Origin of the sequence: Blastopirellula sediminis (genome assembly GCF_020966755.1) — a bacterium.
Lineage (GTDB): Bacteria > Planctomycetota > Planctomycetia > Pirellulales > Pirellulaceae > Blastopirellula > Blastopirellula sediminis.
The window spans coordinates 1,723,272-1,739,330 of the sequence record NZ_JAJKFT010000010.1 but is presented as its reverse complement, the minus strand read 5'-3'; the positions used below and the strand labels follow the sequence as shown (position 1 = coordinate 1,739,330).

Below are 16,059 nucleotides of genomic sequence, written 5' to 3'. Positions count from 1 at the left end.
TCCTCTTACGTCGCGTGATGCGGACGGCTTTCTTTCGCCATGTCGATTCCTTGAGCGATTCGATCGGTCGGGTCCGACGACTCGGCGAAATATCGAATCGCCGCGGCGTCGGCCGCACGCAGTGCGTGTTCGGCTTGCGCCAGTTGCTCTGGATTGCCGCGGACGACTACTCCCTTGCGACCCGCCAACAGCTTGACGACGTCCGCTTCCTGATCGCGGGGAATTCCCCAGCCGGAGAAACCGCCGATCAGGGCGCCGACGATCGCACAGGTGAACGCGATCACGACCGGAGCGCCGCTAAAGGCGAGTTCGCTCCCCATCGTGTACGCCGCCAAAATGGCTCCGAGCACGCCAAACGCGCCGCCAATCGCCGCTCCCCATAGCATCCACGGCTTCGCCTGATCGGTTTGCAGTGAGATGCGCGGCGCGAGTGCACGCACGTCATGCTCGTCGCGCAACAGTTTAAAGTGCTGGGAGGTCAATCCGCGCAGTTCCATCTCACGCTGCGCCGTTTCCCAATCTTCCAATGACTCAAAAACGCCGATGAGACAGTCGTGACTCATGATTCTTCTCCTTTGCGAAAAAAGAACGCGGCTGCTAGCGGCAGCCGCGTTCCCTCCCATCACCCAACTTCTTCCGATCGCCTTTCGGAAGTCTTGGTAGTTCTATTGCCGCTTCTTTCGCCGCAACTCATCGACCTGTTCGCGGCCCTGTTTCACGGCAATGAACTGTTCGTGAAAGACGGCGCTCAAGGGGCTGCCGGCCGTCTTTGGTATCAACTTCTTATATTCAACGACCAGATAGTCCTCTAACCGTTCGACGTCGGCCAGAATTAATTCCGCCTTGCCGCCGGAGACCGAGGAGCGAAGCTCCATCCAGAGTTTCTGCGCTTCCCCCTTCAGCGTACCGGTCGACGGAGGCTCTTGGGCGTTTAACTGAATGTATTGACGAAGCTCATGCCCAAGCTGGGCGCGTCGCGTCGCCAGGTCGTAAAAGAGTCGCGCCGTTTCCGGACACTGCACCTTCGCCGCTGCGTCGGTTAACGCCGACTGGCTGTCGTGCAAAACGCGCGTCAGCTCTCGTAGCGCCGCGAGGGTCTCTTTATCTAGTTGGAAAATCGTACTTAAGTGAGACATGACGGCTCCTTAGCGGAAGAGAAAGACAAATGATTCCATCCTGCGAATTCGCTTGCCGTCGCTGATTAACCTGCGCCGGGCGCGGCTCGCGCCCGGCATTCTCAACGATCATCGACATGCGTCTGCGTTTAGACGACAGGCCGGCGAACCAGACCGGTCAGCAGACTCACGACGAACAAGACCAGGAATACGAAGAACAAGATCTTCGCGATACCGGCCGCAGCGCCTGCCACGCCGCCGAAGCCAAGTCCAGCAGCGAGTAGCGCGACGATGAAGAACATCAGAGCCCAGTACAACATGACAGTCTCCTTTCGAAAGGCGAACGTTGGATGAACTCAACGGCCGCTTTGGCGTCGAGATTTGCTTTCGAAAGATCTCTATTGCAGCTGGTATGCCAAACTCTGCGCCGGAGAGGGGAGAATCGCGCAATCGCCGCGTATGCAACGAGTTAGATTTACCGCAGTCGAATAGAAATCGACTGTCTGATCGATCGGAAATGATTCCGCCGCTATCGCACTGGACGAGCGACGACCAGGCGCAATATCGCTTAGCGCCGGAAAGGTTCGAGCGCTTTGGCCAGACGATCGAGCTCCGACGTCAACGAAGCGATCATCCCCTGCGACTCTTCCAAGTTGCCGCTGCGCGCCGCTTCCTCCACTTTGGCCGCCGCAGTCGCCGCCGCTTCGCCGCCGACGTTGCCGGCCAGTCCTTTCAAACTGTGAGCGACTCGTTCCAAGCGACGAACGTCTTTCGTCCGCGCCGCGTCGGCAAGATTCTCGAGCAACGCTTTGGCGTCTTCGTCATAAAACTCGACAAAGTCGCGGAACAACTCCAGATCTCCTCCCAACCGATCGAGCGTCGCCTCCAATTGCAGCGGCTCTTCCTGGGGACGGATCTCGATCCGATTTGATTCGTTTTCGCCGTTCATATGGTTGTTGAAATCGTTGGCCAAACTTTCCAGGGTAGCAAGCAGATCGTCGATGTCGATCGGCTTGGAAATGTAAGCGTCCATGCCGGCGCCAAGGCACTTTTCGCGATCTCCCTGCATCGCATGCGCGGTCATCGCGATGATCGGAGTCGGTTCGTAGTCTTCTTCGCGTTCAATTTGCCGTATCGCCGCGGTTGTCTGCAACCCGTCCATAATCGGCATTTGCACATCCATCAGAATGACGTCAAAGTCGTCATCCCGGAATTTTTCGAGCGATTCGCGCCCATTATGCGCCTCGACGACGATATGCCCTCGCTTCTTCAGCAGACTGGTCACCAGCTTACGATTGGCGGCCGTATCCTCGACCAGCAGCACGCGGAGCGCGTGAAAGCTCGTCAGCACCTCGACCGAACGAGTCCGCTGACTCTCCGGCGCCGCAATCGAGACCGCTTCGACCAACGAATCATGCAGACTCGAAGCGGTGATCGGCTTGGCCAAGGTTGCCCGGATCGGCAAGTCTTCCTCCCGTTCGCGAAAGTGATAGCGATCGCTCGGCGCCGCCATCAACACGATCGGCGGCGTCTTGCCGGCGACTTCATTCAAACGCTTGCAGAGATCATACCCGTCGATCCCCGGCATCAAAGCGTCGATCAGCACCAGGTCGAACGGATCGCCGACTTGCTGTTTCTCGCGGAAGAGCCGAATCGCCTCCTCGGCGTCTGAAGTGGTAAACGCGTCGAGATCCCACGCTCGCAGCAGTTCGCGCAAGATTTTGCGGTTCGTCTCGTTGTCGTCGACCACCAGCACTTGCATCCCGGCGAACTCCGGCGGCAACACGGCCGCTCGTAGTCGGTTCTCCGCCGTCCTGGCTCTCGGAAACAACAGCGAGAACGAGAAGCGACTGCCGACGCCTGGTTCGCTTTTTAGTTCCAACTGACCTCCCATCAGTTGCAGCAGTTCATGGCAAATCGTCAGCCCTAACCCGCTACCCCCAAAGTTACGCGTCGAAGAGCTGTCGACTTGCGTGAACGGCTCAAAGATCCGCTTCTGGTCGGCGTCGGTGATGCCGACCCCGGTATCGCTGACCGTAAAACGAATCCGCACGTCTCGCGGGAACCGCCGGAGCAACTTGACCGACAGCAGCACCTCTCCCCGCTCGGTGAACTTCACGGCGTTCGAGACCAGGTTGGTAATGATCTGCCGCAAGCGAATCTCATCGCCGACCAGTTGATCCGGAATCCGCGAATCGAAATCGATCGCCAGCTCCAACCCTTTCGAGAAGGCTCGTTCCGATAGGGCCCGCATCGTTGCGTCGATCGTCTGGCGCAAGTTGAACTCGCTCCGATCGATCGTGAACTTGCCTGACTCGATCTTGGAAAAATCGAGGATGTCGTTCAATAGGCTCAACAGCGTATGGGCCGACGAGTTCGCCGTTTCGACATATTCACGCACCGCTTCCGGCAGCTCTTCGGCCAGCGACAATCTAGTCATGCCGATAATCGCATTCATCGGCGTGCGGATCTCGTGACTGACGTTCGCCAGAAATTCGCTCCGCGCCCGATTGGCCCGCTCGGCCGCCGCTTTCGCTTTTTGCAGTTCACGTTCGGCTTGAATTCGTTGGGAGATATCCCGCTCGATCGTCGACACCCCCACGATCCGCCCGCTGGCGTCGCACAGCGGCGACGTGGTGATCGAAACCGAGATCATTCGTCCGTCGCGGCGACGCCGTTCGGTTTCAAACTGCGTTAAACGCTTTCCGGTGCGGCGCGCTTCCAGGATCTCCGCTTCTTCCTCCCGGCGCGTCGGCGGAAAAAGGATCGAAATCGGGCGGCCGATCGCTTCCTCGGCCGGGTAACCATAGACCGCTTCGGCGCCGGAGTTCCAACTGGTGATCGTATCATCCAGATCGCGACTGATGATCGCGTCGTACGACGAGTCGACGATCTGCGCGAGCCGCTGGTACGATTCGTCCCGGCGCCAACATGCGGCCAACACCGACAGCCCATGCGTCGCGTCGGTCAGCTTTGACTCGAACTCGGGCCCCTGTAACTTCTCGGCGGGGCCAAACAGTTCGACCGCCAACAGCGGCGCGTCATTCAGAAAGACTGGAATCACCACCACCGCCAGCGCCGCGTCTCCATCCGCAGTCGTATCGAGCGTTTCGACGACCGCACCCTTTTCGAGAAACGCCCGGAGCACCGCTTCGCTCGCTTCGACCGGCGTATTTTGATCGCCTTGGTGACGTAAGCGTTTCAGCACTTCGTCGCTGTCGACCAGTTCATCAGGGTGCCAGAGCTGGGCGGAAAGGGTTCGCGAATCGGCGGAGTCGCTCGGCACGGTGACGCAGCCAAAGCGACATTCGAACTCGTACAACAGCCAAGGCAAAATGCGGCGCACGGAATCTGGTAGCGAATCGCCCACGGCGAACGCCTCCATCAGTCGGAGAAATAACTTCTTCGGCGGATCAGTTGCGTCCACTTCCCTTACTCCTCAGCGCTCGACAAGCTCCTTTCGCAGTACGGATCGCAAAACTGTGCGACCCCGTTTTGGCGCGGCGGTTGCATCGCTGGCCTGCTGAAAAACTCTTGCCCACTCTTTTTGAGGTAATGGTCGCCATGACCCTGATCGAATTCTTGTTGTTACTGTTGATCGCTGGAGTCTGCGGTTCGATCGCCCAATCGCTCGCAGGCTATTCACACGGCGGTTGTCTCGTCTCCATCGCTCTCGGATTCATCGGAGCGCTACTCGGCGCCTGGTTGTCGCGATTGGTCGGCATCGGCGATTTCCTGGCGGTCCAGATTGGAGGCGCGACGTTTCCAATCATCTGGTCGGTAATCGGCGGTGCGCTGTTCGCCGCCGCGCTGGCCGTGCTAGGCGGAAGAAACCGCAACGTCGAGTGACCGTCACCCCACCCGCGATTTCAGCTCACCTGATTTCCGATGCGTGTATCAAGCAAATATCCGACCATCGACGTGCAAAAGCGCCGATTTTTCCCGACTTCGTCGCGAAATCGATCAATTCTGCAGCATTCATCGCCGCTTGCGCAAATTTCAACAACCGTGCGACAGCGAAGAAGCGTTTCGCGGCGCACGCGGCGCAATCAGGCTGGTCGTCCGGCGGCCAGTCTTACGCTTCGTGCGAGCGACGGCAGTCGCGACGCAACCTGTAAACGTCAATTGATTTACGAAGAACTTTTACCGATTGGCCCGCGATGTGCCTTAGGGACTGCCGCGGCGAACGTCGCCGCAATTTCCATTCACCGTTTCGGGAGAATTCGCATGAACACCAATGCACCACGTCACGGCAATTCGATCGCCGGCGTATTGGCGACGCTTGCGGTGATCATCGTGATCGCCTGCGGTCTGATTTACGCCATGGGTTACGCGACCGTCGAAAACAACTCGGCGACCACGACGATTGAAGTCAACACGCAGCAGATGAAGGATGACGCCGGCAAGGCGGTCGAAGAAGGGAAGCAACTGCTGAACGACGCCGGTAAGCAGATCCAGGAGGGCGCCGAAGAAGTTCGTGACAACGTTAGCGGCGACTCGGACGCCCAAACCGAAGTGAAAGCCAACGCGACTACTGCTCCCCAGGCCGCGCCTGCGACGAGCGAAGAAGGAGCTTCCAGCACTTCTGGCTAGATTTCCCCCTAGCCGAACGGCTCGCTGGACCACAGCCGGCGAGCCGTTCTCTTTTTCCCCCAGCCGTTAACAGGAACTACGCTCATGGTCCGCCGCATGGAATCGTTTGACTTGTACCACTTGGGACTCGGCGTGATTTGCGCCGCCATTTTCTTCCTGGGCTGCGCTCCGCCGCCGCATACGGCGCATGACGACGTGACGCCGGCGGTCGACTCCACCGTCGATCCGACTCCGCTGGAGACGGAGCGAAAAGGAAAGATTGATATCGACATCGGCGGCGGCAAAGGAGTCGACATCGATATCGAAGGACGCGCCGAGAATCCTGCGAACTAGGTCGAGAGGTGAGCGATCCCTGGCGCATCGGCCTTGGCCGGCCCTCCCTTGCCGCCCCGTTTTTCCCCTTTAAATGAGCCGTAAACGCCGCAAAAAAATTTATTTGCGTCTCCCGAAACCGCAACCTAGATTACAGATGTCCGGCCGATGGGCCCTTACGGTGATCTGGCTCCAGATGACCGCGGTCGGACAGGGACGCTACACGGAGCGTTAGGTAAGCACCCCGTAGCGTGAACCCGACGCGCGATGATTCCTAACAATCACGCGCCGGGCTTTTTTTATTTCTTGCTCGCGAACTCTTTCGCAACGCTTCCGCACTTCCTGCAAAGTCTGTATGGATAGCCGCGATAGCTCTCGCTATCGGGCCGACGAAGTCGGCAGGAAGCATCCATCCGCGCCCGAAATCAAATCGGCAGTCGCCACATCGTTTGAAGTTTGCCAACCGCGCCTTTACTGCATTCCAGCGACGGATGCTTCCTGCGGCTGCGCCGCCCCGATAGCAAGAGCTATCGCGGCTATCCATCACTGTTTCCACTTCCATCTCTCTATGTGCAACTTCCCCAGCATGCACATTGGCGGTCATCCCTTCACGTTGGTCGCCGAGCCGGCAGCACGTTGCGCTTTTTTCGGCGAAAACGCCGCGGATTGCGACTTTTGCTCAAGCGGCATGGCCTTTGCAATTAGCTCTTCGCAAGAACACAACGTCGCGTTTCGTGGATTCGCGACTCTCGCAAGACTCTGTTAGGAGGAGACTACGATGACGAAGACTACTTGGAGCTGGATGGGATTGTTGGGCGTTTGCGCCTTGGCGTTGCCTGTTGCAGCTCAAGACGCGAAAGACCTGACCAATGCCATTGAAGGTCCTGCCCAAGCGAAGGCTGGCGTCAACGTCGATGTGAATGCGGCGAAACCGGAAACCCCTCCGGTCGTCGATCCGCCGAATGTTCCGACCGATAAAGCCCTGCCGGTTCCGGCCGCACAAGCTGATGCCGCGGTCGACGCCGGCGTGAAAGCGGACCGCGCTCCGAAACTCGACGCGCAACTGAACGTCGACGCGAAAGCCAACGCCGCTCCCAAAGCGATGGTCGACGCCCACGCTCCCGGCGTGGACGTAAACGCCAAGATGAACGGCGATCCTCGCGCCACGGTTGACGCCAACGCTCAAGGGGTTGATGTGAACGCTCGTGCGAACGCCGCCCCCAACGCGAACGTCGATCCGAACGTTCCGGCCGTCGACGTTGACGCTGGCGTGGATCTGAGCGCTCAGGCGCAGGCCAACATGAATCGCAACCGTGATCGTGACCACGATCACGCCGACAACCACGACCGCAACGCCAAGTGGCGCTACAAGCAGCACAACGGCGAATGGTGGTACTGGACCCCGAGCGGCTACTGGATGTATCACCGCGGCGGTAACTGGGTTCGCTACGAACGTGCGAGCTACGTCGCTCCGCGCGTCGGCGTGACCGGTCAGGTTTACTACGGCAACGGCTATTACACCGGCCCGAACCGCACCTACTACCGCGGTAGCTACAACAATGGCTACTACAACAACGGCTATGGCCGCAACTACTACGGTCCGGGATATGGACCGGGTTACGGTCCGGGCTACTACGGCGGTAATCGTGGCGCCCAGCAAGGGGCGAACATTGGCGCCGGCATCGGCGGAGCGATCGGCGGTCAGCAAGGCGCCAACATCGGCGCCGGCATTGGAGCCGCCATCGGCGGCAACTAGTTGCTCGCCGTAAACATTTAGAATAGCTGAAGCTCAGCAATTCGCCGCACCCAACTTGGGTGCGGCGTTTTTTTATGTCGTTTGGTTCAGTTCGCGCAATTCTGCTCTACAATTCAACTAGATTTCGCAACCTGGCTCGAAAGGCGTTTGTCGTATGAAATGGTCGCTACGGATCGGCACTCTGTTCGGCATCGGCGTTTACGTCCACTTCACCTTCCTGATCATCCTGGTCTGGTTCGCGGCGCTCCACTGGACCCGCGGCGACGATCTCAGCGATACCCTCTTCGGCCTGGCGATGGTCGGGGCGATCTTTTTTATCGTCGTCCTGCACGAACTGGGACATGCGCTCGCCGCACGCCGTTATGGCATTGAAACGAAAGACATCACGCTCCTGCCGATCGGCGGCGTCGCCCGACTCGAACGGATGCCGGAAGATCCAAAGCAAGAGTTGGTCGTTGCGATCGCCGGCCCGATGGTCAACGTCGTCTTGGCGGTCCTCTTCTTGGGGCTGACCCTGCTCATCGGCAGCTTGGCGTCGGATCGCAGCAATGCGCTCCTCTATCTCAGTTCGGTCTTCGGCGAGAACGCGTCGATGAAGACGATGACCGATCTCACCATTTGGCAACAAGCGGCGTCGATCTGCTTCGTCCTGTTCGCCTTCAATGTGATCATGGTCCTCTTCAATTTGCTCCCCGCCTTCCCGATGGACGGGGGACGCGTGCTGCGGGCGTTCCTGGCGATGCACATGGACTACGTGCAAGCGACCCAGGTCGCCGCCGGGGTCGGCCAGTTCATGGCCTTCCTCTTTGGCTTCTTCGGCCTCTTTTACAATCCGTTTCTCGTCTTCATCGCCTTGTTCGTCTGGATGGGGGCGACCGCCGAAGCGGCGATGGTGCAGCGAAAGTTCGCCCTTACCGGGATTCCGATCCGCAGCGTGATGATCACCCACTTCGAGACGGTTCGCCCGGACGAAACGCTGGGCGACGCGGCAACGCACGTCTTGGCCGGCTTTCAGCAAGACTTTCCGGTGGTCGACGAAGGCAAAGTGGTCGGGATGCTGACCAAACATGATCTGCTGCGGGCACTCGCCGAAAGTGGCAACCAGGCGCCGATCAGCGGCGTGATGCGGACCGATTTTCAGGTCGCCACGCCGAGCGAAATGCTGCAAACCGCCTACGAACGGCTGCAAAATGGCGCCTGTAACTCAATGCCAATCGTCGCCAATGGGCAGCTCGTCGGCGTGATCGACCTGGAAAACGTCGGGGAGTTCATCGCCATCCGGTCGGCGCTCCGGCAGAGTCAAGGTTAGAATGAGAGCTTTGATTTCGTCTCCCGCAGGAAAGCCTCTGTCCGTTGATCGATAAGACCGCCAATCAAGCGTTGGCCCGCGCCATTTACGCCCAAGATCCGCAGCGCGTGCAGGAAGTCATCGCCGCCAATCCGTCGCTCGTCCGCGATTTCGTCACGACCGAAGACTTGAAACGCTCGTGGCTGAACCTGGCGGTCAAAGACGGAAACGCAGCGGTCGTCGCGGCGATGCTCGACGCCGGATACAACATCAACGTGCAGTTGATCCCGACTGGCGATACGCCGCTGCAAACGGCGATCTTGTTTGAAAAGGACGAAACGGTCGAACTGCTGATCGCCCGCGGCGCCAATCCGAATCTCGATCGATCGCTTGTCTCGGCCCTCAACTGGAAGCTGTCGCCGGAACGCCGCTTGCGTTACGTCACCCTCTTGGTCGAAGCAGGCGCCGATCTGAACCGGCTCTACAATCTGTACGACGACCCCGGCTGCCGTCTGGCGGCGATCGACTGGACCGACGATCCGGCGGTAATCGACCTGCTGCGCAGCCATGGGGCGAAAACCGCGTATGAATTGGAAGCGGAGCGGGAAGAAGTTTAGACCTGCGAGCCCGTAAAGATTGCAGAACGATTCTCCCAAAGACTTCTCACGATGACGACGACCAAAGAGTTCGCGATCGCCCACAAACTTTGCGGCGAAGAAGTTGTACCGGCGATTGCCGACGCGGAGTTCGACGAGCCTCTTCCTGGTACGGCGTCGGAAATTGCCCGTCGCGCGATCATTTTGCACGGCGTCGTCGCGGTCGGTTTTGGCGTGGATGGCGGCGAAGTTCTCCGCTGGCTCGATTCGCAAGGCTTGACCGACGAGATCTCTCCTCAAGAGCTCGCTTTACTCCAAGCCGAAGAGCCGTCCGAACAAGATAGCGCTGCCGCACGCTGGCGAGTGGAAGCGGAATGGGCGTTGCTGTGGGCGATCGGCAAAGTCAGGACGCTCGGCCTGCCGACGCGAACGTGCGACACGACGCAACTGGTCGACGAAATCATGCCCGGGCTAGGAACGCCGATCGACAAGTTCGTCGAATCGGCGCAGCTGCGTTCGCCCGGCGAAATCTTGGCCGAAAGCGATCGCCACTACCATTTGCACTGCTACATCCGCCAGGCGATGAAACGCCAACGAGCTCCGCGAGACTTGCAATACGTCGTGCTGTGGCAGCGCTGCTACGCCTTCGAGTGGCTTTATAACTCGGTCGAGTGGGACGAAGTGCAAGTCGACGCGTAATCCACGCCCGACTTCTCCCCCCCAAGTTGCATCGCGGCGCGGCGTCGACTATTCTCGCCATTGCATCCCTACTCTGCCCCTATTTGAGGATTTCCCACCGATGAAGAAGATGCTCGCCGCTGCGATTCTCGCGCTTGTCGCTTCGCCTGCTTGGGCCGAAAACGTTGAAGTCGTCCTCTGGCCCGCTGGTCAGGTTCCGGGCCAAGACCCGAGCGTGAAAGAGGAGATCGTTGAGGAAATCGACCAGCGGATCGGCCGCAAAACGACGAAAGTCACCAAGCCGATGATCACCGTTTTCCAGCCGGAGGCGGACAAGAAGAATGGCGCGGCGGTCGTCGTCTGCCCCGGCGGCGGATACAACATCCTCGCCTACGATCTGGAAGGAACGGAAGTCGCCAAGTGGCTGAACGACATCGGCGTCACCGCGGTAGTTCTGCACTATCGCGTTCCGCGGGCCAAAGGGGACTATCAAACCGGTCCGATGCAGGACGCCCAGCGTGCGATGCGTCTGACTCGCGAAAACGCCGAAGCGTGGGGAATCGATCCCAATCGGGTCGGGCTCCTCGGCTTCTCGGCCGGCGGCAATCTGACCGCGATCACCGGCGTCGGCCATGACCTGAAAACGTACGATCCGATCGACGAAGCGGACAAGCTGAGCTGCCGCCCCGACTTCCTGGTGCTGGTCTACCCGGCTTACCTGACGACCGAACCGGACAGCGTCGTTTTGAACGATCGGGCCGAAGTGACGCCGACCACGCCGCCGGCGATCATGATCCACGCCGAAGACGATCCGGTTCCGTGCAACAACAGCATCGCCTTCTTCCTCGGCCTGAAGCGTTTGAAGACTCCGGCCGAAGTGCACATCTACCCAACCGGCGGCCATGGCTACGGCCTTCGTCCCACGGATCACGAAGTGACCCTCTGGCCGACCGTAGTAACGAAGTTCATGGAGAAGCAAGGCGTGCTGAGCGCGAAGAAGTAGTGGCGAATCGTAGGGTGGGTGCAGCAAGCGAAACAGAGCCGATTTGGCTCGTTCAACATAGCTCGCTTGCGTAACCCACCTTCCAAACGCTCGAACGCATTGTTGGGTTGCGTTTCGCTGCACCCAACCTACGCCAGAAAACAGCAGCCCAAGAAACAAAAACAGGGACCGAATCTTCGGTCCCTGTTTTTTTTGTCGATTCGCTTCCAGACTCGCTTAGTACGAATCGGATGGAATCACTTGACCATCCTGGCGATTGGCCAGGTTGCGGTAGACCTGCAAGTCGATCGTTTCGGTGATCAGGTGGACCGAACCGTCGCAGAAGGCGAAGTTGGTTCCGGCCGGGTGTTGGCTGCGGAAATCTTCGGGATGGTTGTCGTCGTCGTTCGGAGCATGATCGTCGACGATCCCCAGGATTCGCTCGATCGCGTATTCCGATTCGCTCACCGAACCGACCCAGGTCGACGGCGCTTCGTCGGTGAATTTCCGCTCGCCGCAGAAGAAGGTGTTCGAGGTTCCATCGATGATCGATGCGAACTTCGTCGCGCTGTTGTGATGGAAGACGCCGTTGCCGGCGCACTTCGTCCCGGCGCCAAACGACTCGCAATCTTCGATCGTCGTCCCCCCATTGTCGGTCGAACCGAAGACGCCGATATAACTGGCCGAAGCCAGTTCCAGATCGTCGTCTCCTCCGCTGCCGCTGTCGGCGTGGCCATGATCTTCGCCGTGCGCCTCAAACGTGAACGGCGCCCGGTCGGACGGGCAATGGTAGCCCGGCACATGATGAACGCGAACCGTCGTGTGAGTCGAATGGCGAATCGACAAGCGGAAGTCGATCAGGCTGTCGACGACGTTCTGCTGTTCCAGCATCGGCAACAACTGTGCGGCCCATCCCCAGCCTGGTTCGCCGTGCGCAAACGGAACGTTCGTTCCCTCGACGGTGGCGATCCAGCCCGACGGGAACGACTTGAAGGTGTCGTGGTAATTGTGGCTGGCCAAGCCGATCTGTTTCAGGTTGTTCGTACACGACATCCGCCGGGCCGCTTCGCGGGCTTGCTGCACCGCCGGCAACAACAAGGCGATCAAGATGCCGATGATCGCAATCACGACCAACAGTTCCACTAACGTAAATGCGTCGCGCTTCTGCACGTTCTGCTCTCCGGTGAAGATGGGTATGCTCGAGGTCTCGGTCCGACGGATAGCGTCGGAGCGGAGGATCGCTGCACTCCTGCGGCGATCAAAAATCGGGTCGTAAGAAATAAGCGCAGCAAGATCGCTGCATAACGCTTACACGACCGGAGGAGCTCGAGGACTAGCCGGAGAGAAAATCGCCAGCTTAGGCGAAGTCGGAATCAAAGGCTCCCGCGAGCGGGCAACCTCTTCCGCCACATCGACCGGAGGCGCCGACGCGAAGGTCAGGTTCTGATCCAGGAAACGGCAGATCGCACATTCATGCGAATCGCCATGCAGCTCGACGTCGCCCCAAACGACCGTCCGGGGAGAAGCCGCCGCGTGCGCGTGATCATGGTCATGATGGTGATGATCATGATCGCCGTGAGCATGGGCGTGAGCGTGCGAATGTGCGTGCGCCCCGTGAGCATGCTGGCAGCCCGAGAGTTCGTGCAATCCCGGAGCCAACGTCACCGAAGCGACATAGGCGAGGAAGACGAATTTGGCCGCTAGGCTTTGCATGGAAATTTGCAAACGGGACTAAACTTGCAATTCAATTGCACTCAGGCAGTGATCTCAATCGTAACCGGATTAGCCGTAAAGGCAACGGCAAACGTCAATTCTTCACTGACTTCTCCCCGAAACCAACCATTTCGAGCAAAGATGGAGGAAAACCGCACCTAAGTCAGTTAAATTAGGGGCTTCCCGTCAAAAATCCCCCCTCCTCCAGGAGCCCCCTGATGCGTCGTTTTTCGCCTCTGCTCGCCCTCCTCCTCCCCCTGCTGCTGGCGCCGCTGGCGAGCGCCGAAGCTCCCCAGATTTCGCCGATCTCCGCCGCGATGCAAAAGTTCGCCGCGGAAGGGAAGATTTCGGGCGCCGTCACCCTGGTCGCCAAGGAGGGAAAAATCATTCACCACGCGGCCGACGGCAAAGCGAATCTCGAAACCGACCAGCCGATGAAGAAGGAGACGATGTTCGCCATCGCGTCGATGACCAAGCCGATCACCGCGACCGCCGTGATGATGCTGGTCGACGAAGGGAAGCTGTCGCTCGACGATCCGGTCTCGAAGTACCTGCCCGAGTTCGCCGACGTCAAATTGAAGGATGGCAAAGCCCCGTCGCGGCCGATCACCTTCCGCGACTGCATGAGCCACACGGCCGGCTTTCAAGGGAGCCAATCGTTCGAGACCTCGCTGGCCGACGCGGCGAAGGATGTCGCTACCCGGCCGCTGCTGTTCGATCCCGGCAGTAACTGGTCGTATAGCCCTGGCCTGACCGTCGCCGGCGAAGCGGTCGAAGTGATCAGCGGAATGCCGTTTGAAAAGTTCCTCGAAACTCGCCTCTTTCAGCCGCTGGGGATGAACGACACCACCTTCTACCCCAATGAAGAGCAACGGGCGCGCACCGCCCAGATCTATTCTCCCGGCGATCAGCCCGGCACGCTGAAGCCGTCCGGCAACGCTTACTCCGATCCGAGCAAAGTGAAAGGTCCGAACCCGAGCGCCGGCCTTGTCACGACCGCCGCCGACCTGGTGAAGTTCTATCAAATGATGCTCGACGGCGGTGTGGCCAGCGGCAAACGCTATCTCTCTGAATCGGCCGTCGCCGAAATGACGAAACTGCAAACCGGCGACCTGAAGACCGGCTTCACCGCCGGCTGCGGCTGGGGCCTTGGCTTCTATCTGGTCCGCGAGCCGCAAGGGGTAACCGGCATGCTCAGCCCCGGAACCTTCGGCCACGGCGGCGCCTTCGGCACGCAAGGCTGGATTGATCCCGACAAGAAGATGATCTTCGTCCTGATGATCCAGCGCAGCGGTTTTGGCAACGGCGACGACAGCGACGTGCGGAAAGCGTTTCAAACGTTGGCTACGGATGCCGTGAAGCAGTAGACTATATGTCGCAACTTCCCTTTCCGCCGAACCTGCCGTTCGGCGGAAAGGATTTTCGGCGTACCAAGGAGATCCGCCGCCATGGAGTCAGGCATGCACCGTCGTTCCCACCGCGGCGGCATTTGCTCACACCTTCGACCACGCCGCTCATTCCCTTTCGTTCTACCGCTCTTTCTCTTTTCGTGCGTGTCGTTCCCAATCGACACGCAAGCCCTGGATGCCCCCGCGGAGCAGACCCCCTATCCCGTTATTTACATCTCGGGCGATTTTTTCGCCGAGACGTTGAACGGCGGCTACCCGGGGCAGCAAAGAGTTAGCTGGATCGAGGGAGAACTCGTCGAAGTAAGACCCGTAAACGCGGAAAAATTGAGCGTCTATCATCTGCAACTGCGGATCGATCGCCATCTCTTTGGCGAGTATCTAGAGCCGCAAAGGATGAAACTGAATGACGTGGTGATTCCGAGCGGCGCCTTTCGAGTTTTCGATTCGACACGTGAGCCGAAAACGGGAGATCGCGTTTTCCTTAAACTGACGAAAAGTGAAAGTGGCGACTGGCGCTACAAAACCGCAGGCGTCCCGAGCGACATGGAGCGAAAACGCATCGATCGCGTCTGCAACTTGCTGTCCCGCATCGATGTCCGCGGCGCAGCCCAGGAGATGCTAGTTGGGTGCCGCGACGTTGATCCAGTTTTCGCGGTCTGGTGCATGAACGCGATTTCTCCGATTGACGTTAACCAAACCCCTGCCGAAGAATGGTTCTATGGTCGGCTTCGCGCGCAGGCCTCGCCTGTAACCTACCGCTCGATCCTCCTCGAAGTTCTGACCGACGACGCAAGCCCAGCCATCCGGTTCGTTAGCGCTTCAAGAGCGCTATTTCCGGCGAAGAAAATGCCCGAGGCGGATCAGGCGATCTTTCACTACGCTCATTGCCGACGCCTGCGCAACTATTTCGATCGCGAGCTTGCGCCTTTCGAACGGAAATTCTTCTTTCACGAACTGGAGCACATTCGCGCCACCTATGGAAAGATGCCGGAAAGCGACCGACGCGAATTGCTGTTAATATTGCGCGAGTTCGCCGATCACCAGTCGCCGGAGCGACAGCAGGCGGCGTTCGATTTGGCGTCCGGTCTTCATTCGGAGCATGACGACGCTCTAAACGCCGACATCCTCCGACTTTTTTCGGAACATTGTCCTCATCCGGCGACGCATCCGGACGCAGAAGCGACCTACTGGTTCTCACTGGATCGTTACATGACGGAAGAATTGAAATGCCGCAAGCGAAGTTGCGACGTTGCGCTGGACCTATTCGAAAAACGTCTACCGACCGCTGACCCACCGAAACTGCGTTGGTTTCTCCAGATCTTGAGTAGCTACGCAAAACGTTGTCAACGCGAGCAAGCCGACTGGGATCATCTGGCTGAACGGCTGCGTACGTTAGCCGCCGTTGAGGTGACGCCAGAGCAGCGGAAGATGATTGAAGAATTCCTGCGTAGCCTCAAGATCGAGCCGACAGGCGGGGCGAAAACGTAGTGGTAAACGTGGAGTTCGGCGACTTCCGCCCAACGTTAGCCCCAACCGGTCAGAAGCGGTAAACTACGAAAATGACTCGCTTGCCGCGAGCGGCGAACGTTTTCGTTTTGCTCGGAGGAAAATTGTTCC

17 protein-coding genes are annotated in these 16,059 nt (G+C 59.0%); 11 read left to right on the top strand and 6 right to left on the bottom strand.

Annotation, left to right across the window (positions count from 1 at the left end; genetic code table 11):
- Positions 1 to 5: 5 nt before the first annotated feature.
- The 4 genes from LOC68_RS18775 to LOC68_RS18760 form a co-directional block, all read right to left on the bottom strand.
- The gene (locus tag LOC68_RS18775) at positions 6 to 563 is read right to left on the bottom strand and encodes a hypothetical protein (protein ID WP_230221590.1); all 558 of its coding nucleotides are present in this window, start codon (positions 561 to 563) and stop codon (positions 6 to 8) included.
- Positions 564 to 665: 102 nt separating this feature from the next.
- Positions 666 to 1,136 (bottom strand): PA2169 family four-helix-bundle protein, encoded by a 471-nt coding sequence (locus LOC68_RS18770; protein WP_230221588.1) that lies wholly within the window; start codon positions 1,134 to 1,136, stop codon positions 666 to 668.
- Between the two features lie 128 nt (positions 1,137 to 1,264).
- Complete coding sequence (locus LOC68_RS18765) at positions 1,265 to 1,435, bottom strand: DUF1328 family protein (RefSeq protein ID WP_230221586.1); 171 nt, start codon at positions 1,433 to 1,435, stop codon at positions 1,265 to 1,267.
- Positions 1,436 to 1,683: 248 nt separating this feature from the next.
- A complete protein-coding gene (locus LOC68_RS18760) occupies positions 1,684 to 4,542 on the bottom strand; it encodes a response regulator (protein WP_230221584.1) in 2,859 nt (952 codons plus the stop codon).
- Positions 4,543 to 4,679: 137 nt separating this feature from the next.
- On the opposite strand from LOC68_RS18760, the gene LOC68_RS18755 reads away from it, so the two are divergent.
- The 9 genes from LOC68_RS18755 (at position 4,680) to LOC68_RS18715 (ending at position 11,341) form a co-directional block, all read left to right on the top strand.
- Positions 4,680 to 4,964 (top strand): hypothetical protein, encoded by a 285-nt coding sequence (locus tag LOC68_RS18755; protein WP_230221582.1) that lies wholly within the window; start codon positions 4,680 to 4,682, stop codon positions 4,962 to 4,964.
- A complete protein-coding gene (locus tag LOC68_RS18750; RefSeq protein WP_230221580.1) occupies positions 4,961 to 5,233 on the top strand; it encodes a hypothetical protein in 273 nt (90 codons plus the stop codon). The genes LOC68_RS18755 and LOC68_RS18750 overlap by 4 nt, the downstream gene beginning before the upstream one ends.
- A 109-nt stretch (positions 5,234 to 5,342) precedes the next feature.
- A complete protein-coding gene (locus LOC68_RS18745; RefSeq protein WP_230221578.1) occupies positions 5,343 to 5,708 on the top strand; it encodes a hypothetical protein in 366 nt (121 codons plus the stop codon).
- A gap of 84 nt (positions 5,709 to 5,792) precedes the next feature.
- Positions 5,793 to 6,041, top strand: coding sequence for a hypothetical protein (locus tag LOC68_RS18740; RefSeq protein WP_230221576.1), 249 nt, complete (start codon positions 5,793 to 5,795; stop codon positions 6,039 to 6,041).
- 757 nt (positions 6,042 to 6,798) lie between these two features.
- Positions 6,799 to 7,776 (top strand): hypothetical protein, encoded by a 978-nt coding sequence (locus LOC68_RS18735; protein WP_230221574.1) that lies wholly within the window; start codon positions 6,799 to 6,801, stop codon positions 7,774 to 7,776.
- Between the two features lie 154 nt (positions 7,777 to 7,930).
- Positions 7,931 to 9,085 carry a site-2 protease family protein gene (locus tag LOC68_RS18730; RefSeq protein WP_230221573.1) on the top strand — a complete coding sequence of 385 codons (1,155 nt, stop codon included), beginning with the start codon at positions 7,931 to 7,933 and terminating at the stop codon, positions 9,083 to 9,085.
- Between the two features lie 44 nt (positions 9,086 to 9,129).
- On the top strand, positions 9,130 to 9,681 hold the full coding sequence (locus LOC68_RS18725) for an ankyrin repeat domain-containing protein (RefSeq protein WP_230221571.1): 552 nt from the start codon (positions 9,130 to 9,132) through the stop codon (positions 9,679 to 9,681).
- Positions 9,682 to 9,732: 51 nt separating this feature from the next.
- Positions 9,733 to 10,359, top strand: a complete 627-nt coding sequence (locus tag LOC68_RS18720; protein ID WP_230221569.1) for a DUF4272 domain-containing protein — start codon at positions 9,733 to 9,735, stop codon at positions 10,357 to 10,359.
- Positions 10,360 to 10,459: 100 nt separating this feature from the next.
- The gene (locus LOC68_RS18715) at positions 10,460 to 11,341 is read left to right on the top strand and encodes an alpha/beta hydrolase (RefSeq protein WP_230221567.1); all 882 of its coding nucleotides are present in this window, start codon (positions 10,460 to 10,462) and stop codon (positions 11,339 to 11,341) included.
- Positions 11,342 to 11,557: 216 nt separating this feature from the next.
- Here the strand turns inward: LOC68_RS18715 and LOC68_RS18710 are convergent, their stop codons facing one another.
- Both LOC68_RS18710 and LOC68_RS18705 read right to left on the bottom strand, forming a co-directional pair.
- Positions 11,558 to 12,490 carry a DUF1559 domain-containing protein gene (locus tag LOC68_RS18710; protein WP_230221565.1) on the bottom strand — a complete coding sequence of 311 codons (933 nt, stop codon included), beginning with the start codon at positions 12,488 to 12,490 and terminating at the stop codon, positions 11,558 to 11,560.
- A gap of 138 nt (positions 12,491 to 12,628) precedes the next feature.
- Positions 12,629 to 13,033 carry a hypothetical protein gene (locus LOC68_RS18705; protein ID WP_230221563.1) on the bottom strand — a complete coding sequence of 135 codons (405 nt, stop codon included), beginning with the start codon at positions 13,031 to 13,033 and terminating at the stop codon, positions 12,629 to 12,631.
- Positions 13,034 to 13,251: 218 nt separating this feature from the next.
- On the opposite strand from LOC68_RS18705, the gene LOC68_RS18700 reads away from it, so the two are divergent.
- Both LOC68_RS18700 and LOC68_RS18695 read left to right on the top strand, forming a co-directional pair.
- Positions 13,252 to 14,400: a serine hydrolase domain-containing protein gene (locus LOC68_RS18700; RefSeq protein WP_230221562.1), complete on the top strand. Its 1,149-nt coding sequence runs from the start codon at positions 13,252 to 13,254 to the stop codon at positions 14,398 to 14,400.
- 366 nt (positions 14,401 to 14,766) lie between these two features.
- Positions 14,767 to 15,930, top strand: coding sequence for a hypothetical protein (locus LOC68_RS18695; RefSeq protein WP_230221560.1), 1,164 nt, complete (start codon positions 14,767 to 14,769; stop codon positions 15,928 to 15,930).
- Positions 15,931 to 16,059 lie beyond the last annotated feature (129 nt).

Excerpts from the sequence above, each read along its gene's own strand:
- LOC68_RS18775 (WP_230221590.1), bottom strand. The coding sequence starts at position 563 with ATGAGTCACGACTGTCTCATCGGCGTTTTTGAGTCATTGGAAGATTGG.
- LOC68_RS18770 (WP_230221588.1), bottom strand. The coding sequence starts at position 1,136 with ATGTCTCACTTAAGTACGATTTTCCAACTAGATAAAGAGACCCTCGCG.
- LOC68_RS18765 (WP_230221586.1), bottom strand. The coding sequence starts at position 1,435 with ATGTTGTACTGGGCTCTGATGTTCTTCATCGTCGCGCTACTCGCTGCT.
- LOC68_RS18755 (WP_230221582.1), top strand. The coding sequence starts at position 4,680 with ATGACCCTGATCGAATTCTTGTTGTTACTGTTGATCGCTGGAGTCTGC.
- LOC68_RS18745 (WP_230221578.1), top strand. The coding sequence starts at position 5,343 with ATGAACACCAATGCACCACGTCACGGCAATTCGATCGCCGGCGTATTG.
- LOC68_RS18740 (WP_230221576.1), top strand. The coding sequence starts at position 5,793 with ATGGTCCGCCGCATGGAATCGTTTGACTTGTACCACTTGGGACTCGGC.
- LOC68_RS18735 (WP_230221574.1), top strand. The coding sequence starts at position 6,799 with ATGACGAAGACTACTTGGAGCTGGATGGGATTGTTGGGCGTTTGCGCC.
- LOC68_RS18730 (WP_230221573.1), top strand. The coding sequence starts at position 7,931 with ATGAAATGGTCGCTACGGATCGGCACTCTGTTCGGCATCGGCGTTTAC.
- LOC68_RS18720 (WP_230221569.1), top strand. The coding sequence starts at position 9,733 with ATGACGACGACCAAAGAGTTCGCGATCGCCCACAAACTTTGCGGCGAA.
- LOC68_RS18715 (WP_230221567.1), top strand. The coding sequence starts at position 10,460 with ATGAAGAAGATGCTCGCCGCTGCGATTCTCGCGCTTGTCGCTTCGCCT.
- LOC68_RS18705 (WP_230221563.1), bottom strand. The coding sequence starts at position 13,033 with ATGCAAAGCCTAGCGGCCAAATTCGTCTTCCTCGCCTATGTCGCTTCG.
- LOC68_RS18700 (WP_230221562.1), top strand. The coding sequence starts at position 13,252 with ATGCGTCGTTTTTCGCCTCTGCTCGCCCTCCTCCTCCCCCTGCTGCTG.